This window comes from Rhizobium sp. BE258 (assembly GCF_031457345.1).
In the GTDB taxonomy this organism is placed as follows: domain Bacteria; phylum Pseudomonadota; class Alphaproteobacteria; order Rhizobiales; family Rhizobiaceae; genus Rhizobium.
On record NZ_JAVDWL010000007.1, the window covers coordinates 207,817 to 225,661 of the forward strand.

Sequence of the window (17,845 nt, forward strand, 5' to 3'; positions counted from 1 at the left end):
TTCAGGGGTCTATGGCTATCCTGCCATGGCCTCTTCGTATTCGGAGGAGAGTTCCAGCCACTGCTCCTCGGCTGCGGCCAGTTTCGCTGCCGTCTCGCCGCGCTGCTTGGCCTTCTCGGCCGCCTTTGCCGGCGTCTTCTCGTAGAGCGCTGGATCCGCAAGCTCTGCATCAAGCGCCTGAATCTGTTTCTCCAGCTTGGCCGTCAACGATTCGATTTCGTTGATCTTTTTCTTCAGCGGCGCAAAGGAGGCGCGCTTGTCGGCGTTCAGCTTGCGCTGTTCGGCCTTAGTCGCCGGATCGTCGGCATTCTGCGGCTTGTCGTCCTTCTTCTTGCCGGAGGAGACGATCAGGTCGCGATACTCGTTCATGTCGCCGTCGAAGCTCGAAACGGTGCCGTTGTTGACGAGCCAGAGCCGGTCGACGGTCGCCTCGATCAGGTGGCGGTCGTGCGAGATCAGGATAACGGCGCCTTCATAGTCGTTCAGCGCCTCGATCAGCGCCCGGCGGCTGTCGATATCGAGGTGGTTGGTCGGTTCGTCGAGGATGAGCAGGTTCGGCGCATGGAAGGCAGCCAGCCCCATCAGCAGCCGCGCCTTCTCGCCACCGGAGAGATCCTTTGCGGCCGTTGCCATCTTTTCGGTCGCCAGTCCCATCTGCGCCACGCGGGCGCGGACCTTGGCCTCGGGTTCAGTCGGCATCAGCCGGCGCACATGCTCGACCGGCGTCTCGTTGGGAACGAGGTCGTCCAGCTGGTGCTGGGCGAAGAAGCCGATCTTCAGGTTCGATGCCACTTTCAGCTCGCCACCGTCAGGCGCCAGGCGTCCGGAGATGAACTTTGCAAAGGTCGACTTGCCGTTGCCGTTCGAGCCGAGCAGGGCGATGCGATCGTCATTGTCGATGCGCAGCGTGATGTTCTTGAGGATCGGCTTGCCGGGTTCGTAGCCGACGGCGCCGCCCTGGATGGCGACGATCGGTGAGGCCGGCTGTCTTTCGGGCTCGGGGAAGGTGATCGGCTGGACGTGATCCTCGATCACGGCGGCAACCGTTCCCATGCGCTCCAGCGCCTTGACGCGCGACTGCGCCTGCCGGGCCTTGGAGGCCTTGGCCTTGAAGCGGTCGATGAAGCTCTGCAGGTGCTTGCGCGCCGCATCGTTCTTCGCCTTGGCCTTCATCTGCAATTCGTCGGCTTCCGCCTTCTGGCGCTCGAACTGGTCGTAGCCGCCGCGATAGAAGGTCAGCTTCTTCTGGTCGAGATGGACGATCGAATTGACCGCGTTGTTCAGCATGTCGCGGTCATGGCTGATGACGATGACGGTGTGCGGATAGCGCCGCACATAGTCTTCCAGCCACATCGTTCCTTCGAGGTCGAGATAGTTGGTCGGCTCGTCGAGCAAAAGCAGGTCGGGCTCGGCAAACAGCACCGAGGCAAGCGCCACGCGCATGCGCCAGCCGCCGGAGAAGGAGGCGGCGGGCCTGAGCTGGGCTTCCTGGTTGAAGCCGAGACCGGCCAGAATGCTGGCAGCGCGCGCTTCGGCCGAGTGTGCGTCGATATCGACGAGGCGCGTCTGGATTTCGGCGATGCGATGGGCGTCGGTCGCCGTTTCGGCTTCCTTGAGAAGTGCTGCGCGTTCCTTATCGGCCGACAGCACGATTTCGATCAGCGACTGCTCGGTGGCGGGCGCTTCCTGCGCCACCTGGCCGATGCGGGCGTTCTTGGGGATCGAGACCGACCCGGTCTCGGCGCCGAGATCGCCGGTGATGATGCGGAAGAGCGTCGATTTGCCCGCGCCATTGCGCCCGACAAGGCCGGCCTTGGTGCCCGCCGGAAGCGTCACGCTGGCATGGTCGAGAAGCAGGCGCCCGGCAATGCGGGCAGAGATTTCAGTGATAGTGATCATGCGCGGCGTTTTGGCCGAAACAGCCGGTCAAGGCAAGGGGTCAGACGCCGTCAGCGGCCGAAGGCCTGGATGGGCTGGCGGCGGTTGGATTGGGCGGCGAGCAGCGCCACGCGGGCATTGGCTTGTAGCTGCGCGCCGGTTGCCGCATCGCCGCTGAGCGCGATGCCGAGCGAGATGCTGAGCGTCCCCGGATCGGATTTGTCCGTCGTCGCGAATACCATGTTCTCTTCGACCGACTGGCGCAGCCGCTCGGCAATTGCAATAGCGTCGCGCATGCCGACATTGGCGAAGATGAAGGCGAACTCATCGCCCTCGGTACGCGAGACGAAGTCGTTTTTCTTGATCGACTTGCGGAACAGGTTGCTCAGCTTCTTCATCAGCTTGTTGCCGGCCTGCACGCCATATTTGGCATTCAGCTGCCGGAAGTCGTCGATATCGACCATGATAAGCGCGCTGCCGGCAGCCCCTTCGTCACGCTCGTAGAGCTCGCCGATGGCATTGGTGAGCGCGATGCGGTTCGGCAGGCCGGTCAGCGGATCGGTGACCGAGGCAGCCTGCACGGCGGCCACGCCGCGCTCCAGCGCCTCGATGCGTTCGACATCGGAGAGCAGCTTGGCTTCGAGTTCGGTCTCGGCGGCGAGCACCGACGCCAGCGAGGAGGCGAGATATTCCATCTCGCTCATGAAGGCATCGAGACCCTGTTCGGAATTGCCGGAGAGCGATTGCAGCAGCGTTTCGGCGGCGCGCGCGAAGGCATATTTCTGCTTCAGCCCATCCGACAGCCGGTCGGCGGCTTCGCGCAACAGCTTGCTCGCTTCGGTGCCCGCGGTTTCGGCGGCAAGGCCGCAATGGCTGACGAGGCGGTATTTGAGGCCGAGTTCATCGAGCCGCGCCTGAGCCGGATGGTTGCCGAGGGCGGAAATATCGGTGGCAAGCGCCGTGTTGCGGCCGCAGACGGCTTCGTGCAGCAGTTCGTAATTCCGCGGCAGGCCAGCGATGTTCAGTCGCGCCATATGCTCGGCGATCTTCTGGGCATCGTTTTGCGGGCCAGGGCGGGCGCCCTCGCGCTGTGCTGCATTTCTGGTTGTGTTCTGCATCACCGTTCCCTGGCTTTGCTTTAGCGGCGGCTTATCCTTTCGCTATGCGCCGCAGATTTTAAAATAGCTTGAATTTTCAGTATCTCCGGCTCTTCACCGCCGGAAAGGCGCAAATGCGGTTAATACAACCTTGAAGCGCCGAGCACCGAAGCTGATGACGCCCATCAGATTTCGTCATTTGATCCCGGCGCCGCTTTGCCGTGAAATGCGGCTGATATTCACAAGAGGACGGCCATGACCCTTGCGCTCTATTCCCTCTGCGGCGCCCGCCCGCAGCATTTCTTCTCGCCGCATTGCTGGAAGGCCGTGATGGCGCTGGCGCACAAGGGGCTGGCCTTCGACGAGATTCCGACGACCTATGCCGGCATCACCAGGATCGGCGGCGGTTTCTCGCCGACCCTGCCGGTGCTCGATGACAACGGCCATCTGGTCTCCGACAGTTTTGCCATCGCGCTCTATCTCGAGGATGCCTATCCCGACCGGCCGTCGCTCTTCGGCGGCGAGGGCGGCAAGGCACTGTCGCGCATGGTCGAAGGCTATTCGCAGATGGTGATCCACACGGCGATCATGAAGATGGCGCTGATGGACATTCACGGCGCGCTTGACGAAGGCGATAAGGCCTATTTCCGCCAAAGCCGCGAAGAGCGGCTTGGCCGCAAGCTCGAGGATGTCGTCGCGGACCGTGCCGCCGAGGAGGCGGCCTTTGCCGCCAAACTCGAGCCGATGCGCCACATGCTGAAGTTCCAGCCCTTCATCGGCGGCGAGAGCCCGCTCTTTGCCGATTACATCGTCTTCGGCGCCCTGCAGTGGCTGCGGGTGACGGCGGGATTGTCGATGCTATCAGCCGATGACCCGGTCGTCGCATGGCTCGATCGCTGCCTCGACCTGCATGGTGGCAGGGCGCGCGGTGTGACAGCGGCGTGAAATTGCCGCGTCCCCCTTGTTTTCGGGAGTTGGGGCGGGTAAAGACCGCCCACTTTTCCCCGCTAAACCAGAGGATTTGACCCAATGGCGATTGAACGCACCTTTTCGATGATCAAGCCGGACGCAACGAAGCGCAACCTCACGGGCGCTATCACCAAGATGCTCGAAGATGCCGGCCTCCGCGTCGTCGCTTCCAAGCGCGTCTGGATGAGCAAGCGCGAAGCTGAAGGCTTTTACGCCGTTCACAAGGAACGCCCGTTCTTCGGCGAACTCGTCGAAGGCATGACCTCCGGCCCGACCATCGTTCAGGTTTTGGAAGGCGAAGGCGCCATCCTGAAGAACCGCGAAATCATGGGCGCAACCAACCCGGCAAACGCTGATGAAGGCACGATCCGCAAGGTTCACGCCCTGTCGATCGGCGAGAACTCGGTTCACGGTTCGGACGCTCCTGAGACCGCTGCCCAGGAAATCAAGTACTGGTTCTCCGACACCGAAATCGTCGGCTGAATCGGAATGTCAGCCTGAGGGCTGATGTGATTGAAATGACTCATGAAGCCGGGGCTTTTGCTCCGGCTTTTTGTTTGAGCTGATGCCTTGAGTTTGGTGCCCGCGGCCCCCTCATCCGGCCCTATCGGGCCACCTTCTCCCCGAGGGGAGAAGGGACGGAGAGGTTGCGGCTTGTTCCCTTCTCCCCAGCGGGGAGAAGGTGCCCGAAGGGCGGATGAGGGGGCCACGGGCGCGACGCTCTCAAGCCGCCGGGCACTTGTCCGTATTCGAATAATCCACCGTCCCGTCGGCCTTAAACACCTCCGGGTTCTTCGTATAAAACGGCCCGACCACCAGCGGCTTGCTGGGCAGCATCGCCGCCTGATCGACATCGGAGACGAACTGCGTCTGCAGTTCCTGCAGCGTCTTGCCGTCGGCGGCCACCAGCTTGATCTTGGCCCCGTAAGGCTTGTCCTTGCGCACGCAATGGATCGCCGGGCTCTGCAGCGTGATCTTGTCCCAGGCGGGGAAGATCTTTTCCTGCAGCACGATCGGATCGCCGCCCGCCGGGTTTTCGAATTCGGCGATCGCCACAGTGCCGTCAGGGATCGGCGAGGTCTTGCGCAGCGTCACCAGATAGGTGGCGGTCGCCACACGGTAGTTGAAGACGAAGATGTGGCCGGATACCTCGACCATCTTCTCCATCTCGCGCTGGCAGCCTGCGATCAGCAGGGCCGAAAGGCCGAGCGCGGCAATCGCGTTGATCTTCATGGCGTCTCCTCCTTCTTGCGCCGGTAGTGGCGGCTGGCCTTCGCCCGGTTGCCGCAGACGGTCATGTCGCACCAGGCACGGCTTCTGTTCTTGCTGCGGTCGATGAACAGCCAGCCGCAGTTGCGGCAGATCTTCATTCTCTCGGGATCGGGCATGGCGATCAGCCGCAGTGCCGAATGCGCCGTTGCCGCGTCGAGCCCGCCGGGCGCGGCCCCGCGCAATGCGGCGGCAATCCGCTCGAGCAACTCGGCCAGAAGGCCATTATCATTCTCACCGGCCACGCGGCTGCGGAAATAGCGGTCGGTAGCTTCGCGGAGGCCAATGAAGGCCGGGCGGTTCGCTGCTTTGACTGGCATCATATCACCGAACAGAGCCCGCTCGGCGCAAAACGCAGCCGCCGCGGCCGGGAAGCTGTCGAGCTGATCAGGTGTTGCGAAGCGATCGATGCTCTGCCCGGCGTTATGACGCAGGATCACGCTGTTGGCGACATCAAGCGCGAGCGCGCCTCCGGAAAAGCGGTGTTGGGTCCAGGTGAAGCTCATGATGAAAATATAACTGGTAAAAGCCATTTTGCCAGTTATTATTTTACCGGAAATCCGGAGGACTGGAATGGCCTATCTTCTGCAGCAGCTGGCGAATGCGGTGCCTCTTGCGGCACTCTACGCCGCGCTGGCCTTCGGCTATGCGATCGCCTTCGGCGTCACCAAGCGTGCCGACATCACCTATGGCGCGATGTTCGCCTTTGCCGGGCAGATGCTGCTGCTGTTCACCGACTTCGCCTATAACCGCCTGTGGCTGGTCCTGCCCGCTGCACTGGCGATCGGCGTTGCCATGTCGTTCCTTTATTCGCTGCTGACCGGTTTCTGGATCGGCCGCAGCATCATGCAGCCGCTGGTGCGCCGTTCCGCCAACACCGTGATCGTCGCCGCACTCGGCGTCACCATCCTGTTGATGGAGACCGCAAGGCTGGCGTCGGAGACCCGCGAGATCTGGCTGCCGCCGCTGCTGAACGGCACTGTGGTGTTCTGGAGCGACGCGGCCTTCAAGGTGACGCTGACCTATATCCAGCTGCTCAATACCGGATTGATGATGCTGCTGATCGCGACGGGAACGCTGATCCTGCGCCGCACCTCTCTCGGGCGCATCTGGCGGGCCGTCACCGACGATCCCATGGCCGCCGAACTCTGCGGCACCAGCGCCAGCAAGGTATTCCTTGTCGCTTACGTCGCCGCTGCCTTCGTGGCGACGGTCTGCGGCATCCTCACCACCTTCTATTACGGCTCGATGGACTTCGGCGCCGGCCTGCTGTTCGGCCTCAAGGTGCTGATGATTTCGGCCGCGGGCGGCTATTCCGATCCGCTGAAATCGGCGGGCGGGGCAGCGGGCATCGGCTTTGCCGAAACCCTCTGGACGGCCTACGGCCCGTTCCTCTGGCGCGACTTCGTCGTCTTTTCGCTGCTGGTCTTCCTGTTGGTCATGAGCAGGCGCGAGCGGGCGATTCCCTAGAGCCGTTCAGGCAAGAAGCCCGGTCACTTCCACTTGTCGCGGGCGGCATCGTCACTGTCCTTGGCGGCGATCCATTCGCCTGTCTTGCCGTCCTTGCCATGCTCCTTCTTCCAGAAGGGAGCAGACGTCTTCAGGTAATCCATGACGAAATTGGCGCCGTCGAAGGCCGCTTGCCGATGCGGGGCGGCGGCGATGACGAGGACGATATTCTCACCGGCGGCGATCTTGCCGAAACGGTGGATAGCGGTCAGGCCCTTGAGGGCGAAGCGCTCGATCGCGAGATTGGCGATACGCAGCATCTCGGCCTCGGCCATGCCGGGGTAATGTTCCAGCTCCAGGGCCGACAGCGTTCCCCCTTCGTCGCGGCAGAGGCCGGTGAAGGTGACGATGGCGCCGATGCCGGGGTTGTTCTTGGAGAGCAGGTCGAGCTCGCGCTGCAGGTCGAAGTCTTCGCGCTGGACGCGGATGGTGGGGGAGGTGGTCATTGGTGCAGTTCTCGCCTTGATCCGCTGGGCTCGCCAGATTCTCCCTCATTCCTGTGCTTGTCACAGGAATCCAGCCACCGCGCGTCTGCGCGGTGAATGACTCCGAACGAAGACAAATGTCTCTCGCGCCCAAGGACTTGGGCGCACTGGATTCCTGTGACAAGCACAGGAACGAGGGGGAGATTGGGGTGTGCGATCCTGCCCATCATCAGCTTTCCGGGTGCGAGCAGTCGTCGCTTCTCACCCACCCGTCATCGGCGGAAAGATCCCGATCTCGCGGGGCGTACCGATCGGTTCGTCGTGCTCCACATGCTCCTGGTCGAGCGCCACGCGGATAACGTTTTCATATTGAAGCGCGGTCTCATACTCTTCGCCCAAGCCTTTCAGATGACTCAGAAGATCGGCGACGGTGACGACGGAGGCGGGGAGGTCGATCTCTTCTTCGCTCTTGCCGATCCGCTCGCGCACCCAGGCGAAATAGACGAGACGCGTCATCACTCTTCGTCCACGATATGCTTCAGGCCGGCGCGGAAATAGTCGTAGCCGGTATAGATCGTCAGGATGGCGGCGACCCAGAGAAGGCCGATACCGATCTGCGTCGTGTAGGGCAGCACGGCGTCGCCGGCCGGGCCCGCCAGCAGGAAGGCGATGGCGACCAGCTGCAACGTCGTCTTCCACTTGGCGATCCGCGTCACGGGAACGCTGACCTTCAGCGCCGCCAGATATTCGCGCAGACCGGAGACCAGGATTTCGCGGCAGAGAATGATGATAGCCGCCCAGATCGACCAGCCGGCAATCGTACCGTCGGCGGCAACCAGCAGCAGGATCGAGGCGACCAGCAGCTTGTCGGCGATCGGATCGAGCATGCGGCCGATATTCGATGTCTGGTTCCAGATGCGCGCCAGATAGCCATCGAGAAAGTCGGTAACCGAGGCGATGACGAAGATCCAGAAGGCGACCCAGCGGGCGAGATCCGAGCTCTGCAGCCGTCCCTCGACGAAGAAGCAGATGACGATCAGCGGCACCGCAAGAATGCGTCCGTAGGTCAGCAGGTTCGGGATATTGTATGCGCGCGATGCCATGAATCTGTTCTCTGAAATGATGTGCCCGTAGATGACGGCTTTGGCCCTCGACCGTCAACATTCTTTCTGGTTTTCGCTGTCCTTTGCGTGGAATTTGCGACCGTGACAGCCTATTTCGCGGCGTCGTCGTGAAAATGATTGTAGACCACCTTGGCGACCGCCTCCGAAATGCCCTCGACCGCCATCAGATCCGAAAGCGCGGCGCGCGAGACGGCCTTGGCGGTGCCGAAATGCTGCAGCAGCGCGCGCTTGCGCGACGGCCCGATGCCGCCGATCTCGTCGAGCGGGTTCTTGACCATCTCCTTCTTGCGCCGCGCCCGGTGCGAACCGATCGCGAAGCGGTGCGCCTCGTCGCGCATGCGTTGGATGAAATATAGCACCGGATCGCGCGGCGGCAGCGAGAAGCTTTCCTTGCCCGGCGGAAAGAAGCGTTCGCGCCCTGCTTCGCGGTCGACACCCTTGGCGACGCCGATGGCGATGACGCTGTCGGTGATGCCGAGTTCTTCGAGGATCGCCCTGACAGCCGTCATCTGTCCCTGGCCGCCGTCGATGAGAATAACGTCCGGCCAGGCCGGGAAGGGCATGTCGGCGGCGTCGATGCCGGCAGCAACGGGCTGCGAACGATCAGGAATGCCTTCTTCCTTGATCAGCCGCGAGAAGCGCCGGGTCATCACTTCCTTCATCATCCCGAAGTCGTCTCCGGGGGTGATGTCGGTCGATTTGATGTTGAACTTCCGGTACTGGTTCTTGACGAAACCCTCAGGCCCCGCGACCACCATGCCGCCGACGGCATTGGTGCCCATGATATGCGAGTTGTCGTAGATCTCGACGCGCTGCGGCACATAGGGAAGGTTGAAGGTTGTCTTGAAGCCATCGAGCAGCCGCGACTGCGATGCGGTTTCGGCGAGCTTGCGCCCATGCGCCTCGCGGGCATTGCCGACGACGTGATCGACCAGGTCGCGCTTCTCGCCACGCTGCGGCACGAGGATCGAAACCTTGTGTCCGGCTTTTTCGCCGAGTGCCGCGGACAAAAGCTCCATCTCGTCGACGGTCTCCGACAGCATGATCTGCTTCGGCACCGGCTTGTCGTCGTAGAACTGCGCCAGGAACGCGCTCAGCACTTCGGCGCTTGAGAGCTGCGGGTCGGCCTTGGGGAAATAGGCGCGGTTGCCCCAGTTCTGTCCGGTGCGGAAGAAGAACACCTGGATGCAGGAAATCCCGCCTTCGTGGTGGATGGCGAAGACATCGGCCTCGTCGACACCGGCCGGATTGATACCCTGGTGGCTGGAGACATGCGACAGCGAGGCGAGGCGATCGCGATAGACGGCGGCGCGCTCGAAATCGAGATCCTCGGCGGCGGCATTCATGGCTTCCGCCATATGCGCCTTCACCTTCTGGCTTTTGCCGGAGAGAAAGTCCTTCGCCTCCTGCACCAGCTCGCCATAGCCGGCATCGCTGACCTCGTGGGTGCAGGGACCCGAACAGCGCTTGATCTGGTAGAGCAGACAGGGGCGGGTGCGCGTCTCGAAGACGCTGTCGGTACAGGTGCGGATCAGGAAGGCGCGCTGCAGCGAATTGATCGTCCGCCCGACGGCGCCGGCAGAGGCGAAGGGGCCGAAATACTCGCCCTTGCGGGCACGCGCGCCGCGATGCTTGAAGATCGCCGGTGCCCGGTGATCCCCAGTGATCAGGATATAGGGAAACGACTTATCGTCGCGTAGCAGCACATTAAAGCGCGGCCGCAAGCGCTTGATCAGATTCGCTTCGAGAAGCAGCGCCTCGATTTCGGTGCGGGTGGTGACGAATTCCATATGGGCCGTCTGGCGGACCATCTGGGCGATGCGGTTCGAGTGGACGCGCCCCATCGCATAGTTGCTGACGCGCTTCTTCAGGCTGCGCGCCTTGCCGACATAGAGCACGTCGCCATCGGCATTGAACATGCGATAGACGCCCGGGCTGTTCGGCAGCCGCTTGACGAATTCGCCGATCAGCTCCTGGCCGGTCAGGCCGGTCTCGTTGATCCCGCCCTCGTTCCAGTCGATGCCGGCAGAGATCGGCGCGGCGGAAGGTTCGCCCTCCACCTCGATATCGTCATCCGTTTCGTCGATTTCGTCATAAAGAACACCGCCATCCGGCAGCTTCTTGGCATTCATTCCTTGATCTCCAGCACATCTGGCGTCTGCCACGCAAGATGCTGGCCGCCGTCGAGTGCAATCATCTGGCCTGTGACCGAGGGCGTTTCGAACAGAAAACGAATCGTCCGTCCGAATTCCTCCAGTTCAGGACCCCTCTTCAAGATAAGGGCTGCGACCTGCGCTTGGAAGTCTTCTTGCAGCTGACGCTCACTTGGAATCGACGGGCCGGGGCCGATGGCATTGACCCGGATGCGCGGCGCCAGCGCCTGGGCCATGGTTTGCGTCGCCGTCCAGAGTGCCGATTTCGACAGCGTATAGGAGTAGAAGCTCGGCCGGAGCGCCCAGACGCGCTGGTCGATGATGTTGACGATCAGTCCATCGGCAGCCTGCGGCAGCTGCTCGGCGAATTTCGCAGCCAGAATCGACGGCGCCCTGAGATGGACGGCAAAATGCTCTTCCCATATCCCGGCATCGAAGGCCCGCAGCGAATCCTCGTGGAAAATCGAGGCGTTGTTGACGAGCAGATCGAGCGGTCCAAGCGCGTCGGAGGCCTTTTGAATCAGCTTTTCCGTCTCATTTATTTTTGTGAGGTCGCCCTGGACCGCAACGGCCCGATGACCGCTTTGCCGCAATTCCGCCGCAAACTCCTCCGCCTCGGCGAGCGAGCCGTTGGCATGGATGGCAACCGAAAAGCCGTTATCTGCCAAATCCTTGGCAATGGCGCGTCCTATTCTTTTGGCTGCACCCGTTATCAGGGCTGCCCTAAGTCTCTTCTCGCTCAAAAGCTTGCCTTCGTAACCCGTGAGTCTAGGTGCTTCCTATATAGGGGCGGGTACACATTAGATAAATAGGGTGCCGCGATTGCGTTGTGGGTGGCGATATTCTATGTATTATTTGAGAATATCGATCAGTAAAATAAGTATTCATGATTTAACCATTCGTTATGGTTAACAAATAGTCTGTTGCGCTATAGCAACATCGAATTTCAGCCACCCCGCCGCCACAATCATTTCACAATTTGGCTCTTTCAAATCCGCAATTGGGCTCCACTTTCACCCTCGATCCGAGAGGGACATCTAGTAATTGCTCGCGAATGCTTCGGTGTAAAACAGTTGACGAAGAGCGCGGGACTGAAAGGAGACAAGTATGCGTACACTCATTGCTAGCCTGATGGCTTCTGCCTTCGTCGTAGCCGGCTTCACCGCTGCAAACGCTGCCGATGCAGTTGACCAGGTCCCGGAAGCTCCGGTAGCCCAGAACGAGCCGGTTACCCCGGCCGGTAACTGGGAAGGCTTCTACCTCGGCGGTGCAGGCACCTACAACATGGGTGACTTCAACAACAGCCGTAACGGCTACGCCATGGGCGGTCAGCTCTACACGGGCTACAACTGGCAGGCTGGCCAGATCGTTTACGGTGTTGAAGCCGACCTCGGCTATTCCGGCCTTGATCACTCGGCTGGCGGCATCACCGAAAAGAACCGTTTCAACGGCTCCGTTCGTGGCCGCGTCGGTTACGACCTGAACCCCTTCCTGCTGTACGGCACGGCCGGTCTGGCTGCGACCAACAACAAGGTTAGCGGTCTCGGCGACTCCGACAGCAAGATGGCTTACGGCTACACCGTCGGCGTTGGTGCAGAAGCTTTCGTCACGAGCAATATCACGGCTCGCGTCGAATACCGCTTCAGCGACTACCAGGACAAGGACTACAATCTGGGCGGCACGAACGTTTCGCGCGGCTATGACGAACAGAGCGTCAAGGTCGGTATCGGCGTGAAGTTCTAATCAGATCATCTGATCAACGAAAAAGCCGGGGTTTTGCCCCGGCTTTTTTGTCTGATTATTGCGGCTTGAAATCGGAATAGGTGGGGAATTTCTTCTCGAATGTTCTCAACCAGCCGATCAGTTCCGAGTGATCGGCCTCCCACTGTCCCTTGAAGCGCAGATCGAGATAGCCGATCGTCGCGGCAAGAGCGAAATGGCCGCCATGCAGCTTCTTGCCAAGTTTCGGCGGATGAGCGCTGATATGGTTCAGGCCGCTGACGGCCTTCTTCCACTGCCGGTCGATCCAGGGCTGGTGGATTTTTTCCTCATCCCGGAAGCGGCGCTCATAGACGATCGCCAGCAGGCAGTCGCAGATCCCGTCGCAGAGCGCTTCGAGAATCTCGGCCTCGGTGCGCTTGCCGTTCTTTTCCGGATAGAGCTTCCGTTTCTTCAGCCGGTGGAAATAGTGCATGATGGCGATGCTGTCGAAAACCGACGTGCCATCGTCGGTCAAAAGGGTAGGGATCTTTCCGAGCGGATTGTTATCGACGAGGATCGCCGGACCGGCATTGGTGTCGACGCGAATCTCGGTGACATCGAGCTCGAGATAATGCGCCGCCATGCGCACCTTGCTGGAGTAGGGCGATGTCGTGGCGCAGAGAAGCTTCATGTTTCACCTGTGAAAATGCATTGGCGCGGCGGACTATTCCGCACGCTGCCGTCATGGTCAATCGTTTGCGACAGCCTTCTCTTCACCGCGAAGCCAGAAGGCACGGTGCGACGCATAGCGGTCCTGGGCCATGATATCCTTGAGGGCGGGGAGCATGCGGTGCAGCTCGTCCTTCAGCGTGAACGGCGGATTGACGATGATCAGCCCCGAGCCGGTCAGCCCGGTGATGCCGCGGTCGCTGCGCACGCTGAGTTCGGCGCAGAGAATCTTCGGAATGCCGGTCGCCTGCAGCGCCTCGTGGAATTCCTTGACTGGCGCGCCCTTCTTCAGCGGGTACCACAGGCAGTAGGTGCCGCCCGGAAAACGGCGATAGCCCTTGACCAGACCATCGACCAGCCGGTCGTATTCGCCATCCTCTTCGAACGGCGGATCGACCAGAACCATGCCGCGCTTTTCCTTCGGCGGCAGATGCGCGCCGAGCGATAGCCAGCCGTCGAGCTCGGTGATGCGAACATGATGATCGCCTTCGAAAAGGCGGTGCAGCCGCGCGAAATCCTCGGGATGCAGCTCCATCGCCGACAAGCGATCCTGCGGCCGGAACAGCATGCGCGAAAGCTTTGGCGAACCAGGATAATAGCGGATACCACCGTCAGGATTGAGCTCGCGAACCGCCGAGAGATAAGGCTCCAGCAATTCGGCGACCTGCGGATCTAGATCGGCTTCCATGAGTTTGCCGATGCCGGTCTGCCATTCGCCGGTCTTCTGCGCCTCTTCGGAAGACAGGTCATAGAGACCGATGCCGCCATGCGTGTCGAGCACGCGGAAGGCGGCGTCCTTCTTCTGCAGATAGCGGATCAGCCGGGCCTGAACGGCGTGTTTCAGCACATCGGCAAAATTGCCCGCATGATAGATATGGCGGTAGTTCATCGTTGCTGATGCCTGTCATGAATTCGCCTGATCGGCGCACTTTCCGGCTTTTGGCCGCTTTCCGGTTGGCATATAGAAATCACATGAACATTGCGACCCCCATTCACGCCAAATCCCGGGTCGGGCACACCGCCTGTCCCCATGACTGTCCCTCCACCTGCGCGCTGGAGGTTGATATCACGGACGACGGCCGGATCGGGCGCGTGCGCGGCGCGGGCGATCACAGCTACACCTCTGGCGTCATCTGCGCCAAGGTGGCGCGCTATGCCGAGCGGCTCTATCATCCCGACAGACTGATGCACCCGCAGCGCCGCAAGGGCGCCAAGGGGGCGGGGAGCTGGCAGCAGATTTCCTGGGACGACGCGCTGGATGAAATCGCCAATGCCTTCGTCAAGGCTGAAGCCAGGCACGGCAGCGAAGCGGTCTGGCCCTATTTCTATGCCGGGACCATGGGCTGGGTGCAGCGCGATTCGATCGAGCGCCTGCGCCACGCCAAGCGCTATTCCGGCTTCTTCTCGTCGATCTGCACCAATCCCGCCTGGACCGGCTTTACCATGGCAACCGGCACGCTGCGCGGCCCGGATCCCCGCGAGATGGCCCGCACCGATTGCGTCGTCATCTGGGGCACGAATGCGGTTGCGACGCAGGTCAACGTCATGACCCACGCCATCAAGTCGCGCAAGGAGCGTGGCGCCAAGATCGTCGTCGTCGATATCTACGACAACCCGACGATGAAGCAGGCCGATATGGCGCTGATCGTCAGGCCCGGCACCGATGCCGCACTGGCCTGCGCCGTCATGCATGTCGCCTTCCGCGACGGCTATGCCGACCGTGCCTATATGGCGAAATTCGCCGACGATCCCGCCGGTCTCGAAGCGCATCTGAAGACCAAGACGCCGGAATGGGCGGCTGCGATCACCGGTCTGTCCGTCGAGGAAATCGAGGCATTCGCTGCCCTCGTCGGCCAGACCAGGAAGACCTTCTTCCGCCTCGGCTACGGCTTTACCCGCCAGCGCAACGGCGCGGTCGCCATGCATGCGGCTGCCTCGATCGCCACCGTGCTCGGCTCTTGGCAATACGAGGGCGGCGGCGCCTTCCATTCGAACAGCGACATCTTCCGCATGAACAACGCGGAACTGACCGGAAAGTCGATGAAGGACGCGGATATCCGCATGATCGACCAGTCGCAGATCGGCCGGGCGCTGACCGGCGATGCCGTGGCGCTCCGCCATCGTGGCCCGGTGACCGCGATGCTGATCCAGAACACCAATCCCGTGAATATCGCCCCCGAACAGCGCCTCGTGAAGCAGGGCTTTGCCCGCGACGATCTCTTTGTCGCCGTCCACGAGCAGTTCATGACCGATACCGCCGAGATGGCCGATATCGTCATCCCCGCCACGATGTTCGTCGAACACGACGACATCTACCGCGCCGGCGGCCAGAACCACATCCTGCTCGGCCCCAAGCTCGTCGAGCCGCCGGAAACCGTGCGCAGCAACCTCTTCGTCATCGAGGAGCTGGCAAAGCGCCTCGGCGTCTCCGATCGCCCGGGCTTCGGCTTCACGGCGCGTGAAATGGTCGATCGCGTCCTGAAGGACAGCAATCTTCCCGATTACGACTATTTCCTCGAACACAAGTGGTTCGACCGCCAGCCGGATTTCGACGACGCGCATTTCCTCAACGGCTTCGCCCATGCTGACGGCAAGTTCCATTTCCGCCCGGACTGGGTGAACGGCGCCGCACCGAACAAGCCGCCGGCAGCCGTCGGCGCCCTTGGCCCGCACGAAGAGCTGCCGCAATTTCCGGATCAGGTCGATGTCATCGAACTGGCCGACGCCGAGCATCCGTTCCGGCTGGCCACCTCTCCGGCCCGCAATTTCCTGAATTCGAGCTTCGCCGAGACCAAGACCTCGCGGCAGAAGGAGGGACGCCCGGAACTGATGGTCAATCCTGAGGATGCGCTGGCACATGGCTTGGAAGCCGGTGATCTCGTCCGTATTGGCAACACCAGAGGCGACCTGCGTATCCACGTGAAGGTCACCGAGGAAGTGCATGCCGGCGTTCTGATCGCCGAGGGACTGTGGCCGAACAAGGCACATGTCGATGGCGAGGGCATCAACGTCCTGACCGGCGCCGATCCTGTTGCGCCCTATGGCGGTGCTGCCGTCCACGACAACAAGGTCTGGCTACGCAAGGACGCCGCATGACGAAATTCGAGAAGGCTGGCGCGAAAATCGTCAGCGAGACCGTGCTCTCGCGGGGCTGGACCAAGCTCAGCGCGTACAAGATCGACTACACCGACTCAGAGGGCGTCACCCACCGCCTCGACCGCGAGGTCTATAACCGCACGCCCGCCGCAACGATCCTGCTCCATGATTCCAGACGCGGCACCATTGTGCTCGTGCGCCAATACCGCCTGCCGCCGGATCTCCACGGCGAGGCGCCCTTCCTGTTCGAAACTCCGGCCGGTCTGCTGGATGGCGACGAACCGGAAGCGGCGATCCGCCGCGAAGCGATGGAAGAAACCGGCTTTCAGGTCCGCGACGTCCGGTTCCTGTTCAAGGCCTATAGCTCTCCCGGTTCCAACAGCGAAGTGGTGCACTTCTTCGCCGCCGAAATCGACACGTCGGACCGCGTTTCCGATGGCGGCGGACTGGCGGAGGAGCATGAGGATATCGAAGTGCTGGAAGTCCCGCTCGATGATGCGCTGGCGATGATCGGAAGTGGCGAAATTCTGGACATGAAGACGATCATCCTGCTGCAGTGGGCGGCGATGAACAGAGAGACGTGGCGTTAGCCGGAAAATAATGGCGCGCTCGGCGTTTCATCCGCCTGTCACGAATCCGGCCTATGCGCTGCGGTTTGTCCCCGCCTTGCCCCAATCAGGAGAAAACCATGTGGCTCAGTAATTTCACGCTCGTCCTTCCCGGTGAAATCGTCAGCCACGGCTCGGTGCGGGTCGAGGATGGCGTCATCGCCGAAATTCGTGATGACAAGGTCGCCGGTGCTGCCATCGATGGCGGCGGGCGCTTTCTCATGCCGGGTTTCGTCGATCTGCATGGTGACATGATCGAGCGCGAGATCGCGCCGCGTCCGAATGCGATGATGCCGATCGATTTCGGTATTCATGAGCTCGACAAGAAGCTCGCAGCCGCCGGCGTCACCACGGCCTATGCGGCGATCTCCTTTGCCACCGAAAGCGTCTACGGCCATGTCCGCTCGTTGGAAACGACCTCAGCCGTCATCGAAGGCATCAACCGGCTGCGCCATTCGCTGCTGATCGACCACAAGGTTCACGCCCGCTACGAGATCACCAATGTCGGCGCCGCTCCGGCGCTGGAAAAACTGCTCGCGGCCGATCAGGTCGACATGGTGTCGCTGACCGACCACACGCCGGGGCAGGGGCAATACAACAATATCGAAGCCTACGTCACCAGCATGTCGGAGCGCCGCGCCATCACCAGGGAAATGGCGCTCGAAGTCGTCCAGAAGCGCATCGCCATGCGCGAGGATTCGGCCATCGACGTCAAGCTGCGCGAGATCGTCGCGTTGTCGCTGCGCCACAAGCTGTCGCTTGCCTCGCACGATGACGACAGCGCCGCCAAGGTGGCCGAAATGCATGACCTCGGCGTGACGATCAGCGAATTCCCGGTGACGCTCGATGCCGCCGAGGAAGCCCGCCGCCGCGGCCTCTGGACGCTGATGGGCGCGCCGAATGCGCTGCGCGGCCAGTCGATGTCCGGCAATCTGAGCGCGCTTGACGCCGCAAGCGCCGGCCTCTTGTCCGTTATCGCTGCCGATTACCACCCGGCCGCATTCGTCCCTGGCATCTTCAAGATCGCCGACGCGATGGAGGGCAATCTGCCGGCAGCGGTTGCCATGGCAACGTCGAACGCGGCGCGTTCTGCGGGCCTTCTGGATCGCGGCGAGATCGCCATCGGCCAGCGCGCCGATCTGGTCGCGGTGGAAAAGGGCGATGTTCACCGCATTCGCGCCACCTTCCGGGCCGGACAGTTCGTCTATAGCGACGGGACGCTGCATCCGCTTCAGGCGATCGCGGCGTGAATGCTGCCCGTAGGAGCTGCCATAAGGCGAGGCTGAC

General features: G+C 61.8%; 18 protein-coding genes. 7 read left to right on the forward strand and 11 right to left on the reverse strand.

Going from position 1 to position 17,845, the window contains the following annotated elements; genetic code table 11:
- Positions 1-15: 15 nt before the first annotated feature.
- The gene (locus tag J2X43_RS23630) at positions 16-1,899 is read right to left on the reverse strand and encodes an ABC-F family ATP-binding cassette domain-containing protein (RefSeq protein ID WP_310298156.1); all 1,884 of its coding nucleotides are present in this window, start codon (positions 1,897-1,899) and stop codon (positions 16-18) included.
- A gap of 50 nt (positions 1,900-1,949) precedes the next feature.
- Entirely contained in the window at positions 1,950-2,996 is a 1,047-nt protein-coding gene (locus J2X43_RS23635) for a GGDEF domain-containing protein (RefSeq protein ID WP_310298169.1), read from the reverse strand.
- 234 nt (positions 2,997-3,230) lie between these two features.
- On the opposite strand from J2X43_RS23635, the gene J2X43_RS23640 reads away from it, so the two are divergent.
- On the forward strand, positions 3,231-3,920 hold the full coding sequence (locus J2X43_RS23640; protein WP_310298172.1) for a glutathione S-transferase family protein: 690 nt from the start codon (positions 3,231-3,233) through the stop codon (positions 3,918-3,920).
- 84 nt (positions 3,921-4,004) lie between these two features.
- Entirely contained in the window at positions 4,005-4,427 is a 423-nt protein-coding gene (gene ndk / locus J2X43_RS23645; protein WP_016553456.1) for a nucleoside-diphosphate kinase, read from the forward strand.
- Between the two features lie 240 nt (positions 4,428-4,667).
- Here ndk and J2X43_RS23650 read toward each other — a convergent pair whose 3' ends face one another.
- Complete coding sequence (locus J2X43_RS23650; RefSeq protein ID WP_310298176.1) at positions 4,668-5,177, reverse strand: hypothetical protein; 510 nt, start codon at positions 5,175-5,177, stop codon at positions 4,668-4,670.
- A complete protein-coding gene (locus J2X43_RS23655) occupies positions 5,174-5,719 on the reverse strand; it encodes a CGNR zinc finger domain-containing protein (protein WP_310298697.1) in 546 nt (181 codons plus the stop codon). The genes J2X43_RS23650 and J2X43_RS23655 overlap by 4 nt, the downstream gene beginning before the upstream one ends.
- Before the next feature lie 67 nt (positions 5,720-5,786).
- On the opposite strand from J2X43_RS23655, the gene J2X43_RS23660 reads away from it, so the two are divergent.
- Entirely contained in the window at positions 5,787-6,683 is an 897-nt protein-coding gene (locus tag J2X43_RS23660) for a branched-chain amino acid ABC transporter permease (protein ID WP_310298179.1), read from the forward strand.
- 23 nt (positions 6,684-6,706) lie between these two features.
- Here J2X43_RS23660 and J2X43_RS23665 read toward each other — a convergent pair whose 3' ends face one another.
- The 5 genes from J2X43_RS23665 to J2X43_RS23685 all read right to left on the reverse strand — a co-directional run bounded on the left by J2X43_RS23665 (position 6,707) and on the right by J2X43_RS23685 (position 11,167).
- A complete protein-coding gene (locus tag J2X43_RS23665; protein WP_310298182.1) occupies positions 6,707-7,168 on the reverse strand; it encodes a molybdenum cofactor biosynthesis protein MoaE in 462 nt (153 codons plus the stop codon).
- Positions 7,169-7,408: 240 nt separating this feature from the next.
- Entirely contained in the window at positions 7,409-7,663 is a 255-nt protein-coding gene (moaD, locus tag J2X43_RS23670; protein ID WP_310298185.1) for a molybdopterin converting factor subunit 1, read from the reverse strand.
- Positions 7,663-8,250 (reverse strand): CDP-diacylglycerol--glycerol-3-phosphate 3-phosphatidyltransferase, encoded by a 588-nt coding sequence (gene pgsA, locus J2X43_RS23675; protein ID WP_112389555.1) that lies wholly within the window; start codon positions 8,248-8,250, stop codon positions 7,663-7,665. The genes moaD and pgsA overlap by 1 nt, the downstream gene beginning before the upstream one ends.
- Positions 8,251-8,360: 110 nt before the next feature.
- Positions 8,361-10,403 (reverse strand): excinuclease ABC subunit UvrC, encoded by a 2,043-nt coding sequence (uvrC, locus tag J2X43_RS23680; protein WP_310298188.1) that lies wholly within the window; start codon positions 10,401-10,403, stop codon positions 8,361-8,363.
- On the reverse strand, positions 10,400-11,167 hold the full coding sequence (locus J2X43_RS23685) for an SDR family oxidoreductase (RefSeq protein WP_310298191.1): 768 nt from the start codon (positions 11,165-11,167) through the stop codon (positions 10,400-10,402). Before J2X43_RS23685 ends, uvrC begins: the two co-directional genes overlap by 4 nt.
- Before the next feature lie 364 nt (positions 11,168-11,531).
- On the opposite strand from J2X43_RS23685, the gene J2X43_RS23690 reads away from it, so the two are divergent.
- Positions 11,532-12,167: an outer membrane protein gene (locus tag J2X43_RS23690; protein WP_112389558.1), complete on the forward strand. Its 636-nt coding sequence runs from the start codon at positions 11,532-11,534 to the stop codon at positions 12,165-12,167.
- A 55-nt stretch (positions 12,168-12,222) separates the two neighbouring features.
- Here the strand turns inward: J2X43_RS23690 and J2X43_RS23695 are convergent, their stop codons facing one another.
- Positions 12,223-12,816: a glutathione S-transferase gene (locus J2X43_RS23695; protein WP_112389559.1), complete on the reverse strand. Its 594-nt coding sequence runs from the start codon at positions 12,814-12,816 to the stop codon at positions 12,223-12,225.
- Positions 12,817-12,873: 57 nt separating this feature from the next.
- On the reverse strand, positions 12,874-13,743 hold the full coding sequence (locus J2X43_RS23700; RefSeq protein WP_112517051.1) for a 23S rRNA (adenine(2030)-N(6))-methyltransferase RlmJ: 870 nt from the start codon (positions 13,741-13,743) through the stop codon (positions 12,874-12,876).
- An 83-nt stretch (positions 13,744-13,826) separates the two neighbouring features.
- Between J2X43_RS23700 and J2X43_RS23705 the strand changes: the two genes are divergently transcribed.
- The 3 genes from J2X43_RS23705 to J2X43_RS23715 all read left to right on the forward strand — a co-directional run bounded on the left by J2X43_RS23705 (position 13,827) and on the right by J2X43_RS23715 (position 17,808).
- The gene (locus J2X43_RS23705) at positions 13,827-15,950 is read left to right on the forward strand and encodes a molybdopterin oxidoreductase family protein (protein WP_310298197.1); all 2,124 of its coding nucleotides are present in this window, start codon (positions 13,827-13,829) and stop codon (positions 15,948-15,950) included.
- Positions 15,947-16,540, forward strand: a complete 594-nt coding sequence (locus tag J2X43_RS23710; RefSeq protein WP_310298200.1) for an NUDIX domain-containing protein — start codon at positions 15,947-15,949, stop codon at positions 16,538-16,540. Before J2X43_RS23705 ends, J2X43_RS23710 begins: the two co-directional genes overlap by 4 nt.
- Positions 16,541-16,638: 98 nt before the next feature.
- A complete protein-coding gene (locus J2X43_RS23715; protein WP_310298203.1) occupies positions 16,639-17,808 on the forward strand; it encodes an alpha-D-ribose 1-methylphosphonate 5-triphosphate diphosphatase in 1,170 nt (389 codons plus the stop codon).
- The last annotated feature ends 37 nt before the right edge of the window (positions 17,809-17,845 follow it).

Coding starts and splice junctions, on each gene's coding strand:
- uvrC (WP_310298188.1), bottom strand. CDS start 10,403: ATGAATGCCAAGAAGCTGCCGGATGGCGGTGTTCTTTATGACGAAATC.
- J2X43_RS23655 (WP_310298697.1), bottom strand. CDS start 5,719: ATGAGCTTCACCTGGACCCAACACCGCTTTTCCGGAGGCGCGCTCGCG.
- J2X43_RS23650 (WP_310298176.1), bottom strand. CDS start 5,177: ATGAAGATCAACGCGATTGCCGCGCTCGGCCTTTCGGCCCTGCTGATC.
- J2X43_RS23635 (WP_310298169.1), bottom strand. CDS start 2,996: ATGCAGAACACAACCAGAAATGCAGCACAGCGCGAGGGCGCCCGCCCT.
- J2X43_RS23715 (WP_310298203.1), top strand. CDS start 16,639: ATGTGGCTCAGTAATTTCACGCTCGTCCTTCCCGGTGAAATCGTCAGC.
- ndk (WP_016553456.1), top strand. CDS start 4,005: ATGGCGATTGAACGCACCTTTTCGATGATCAAGCCGGACGCAACGAAG.
- J2X43_RS23690 (WP_112389558.1), top strand. CDS start 11,532: ATGCGTACACTCATTGCTAGCCTGATGGCTTCTGCCTTCGTCGTAGCC.
- J2X43_RS23695 (WP_112389559.1), bottom strand. CDS start 12,816: ATGAAGCTTCTCTGCGCCACGACATCGCCCTACTCCAGCAAGGTGCGC.
- J2X43_RS23700 (WP_112517051.1), bottom strand. CDS start 13,743: ATGAACTACCGCCATATCTATCATGCGGGCAATTTTGCCGATGTGCTG.
- pgsA (WP_112389555.1), bottom strand. CDS start 8,250: ATGGCATCGCGCGCATACAATATCCCGAACCTGCTGACCTACGGACGC.
- J2X43_RS23630 (WP_310298156.1), bottom strand. CDS start 1,899: ATGATCACTATCACTGAAATCTCTGCCCGCATTGCCGGGCGCCTGCTT.
- moaD (WP_310298185.1), bottom strand. CDS start 7,663: ATGACGCGTCTCGTCTATTTCGCCTGGGTGCGCGAGCGGATCGGCAAG.
- J2X43_RS23660 (WP_310298179.1), top strand. CDS start 5,787: ATGGCCTATCTTCTGCAGCAGCTGGCGAATGCGGTGCCTCTTGCGGCA.
- J2X43_RS23710 (WP_310298200.1), top strand. CDS start 15,947: ATGACGAAATTCGAGAAGGCTGGCGCGAAAATCGTCAGCGAGACCGTG.
- J2X43_RS23665 (WP_310298182.1), bottom strand. CDS start 7,168: ATGACCACCTCCCCCACCATCCGCGTCCAGCGCGAAGACTTCGACCTG.
- J2X43_RS23705 (WP_310298197.1), top strand. CDS start 13,827: ATGAACATTGCGACCCCCATTCACGCCAAATCCCGGGTCGGGCACACC.
- J2X43_RS23640 (WP_310298172.1), top strand. CDS start 3,231: ATGACCCTTGCGCTCTATTCCCTCTGCGGCGCCCGCCCGCAGCATTTC.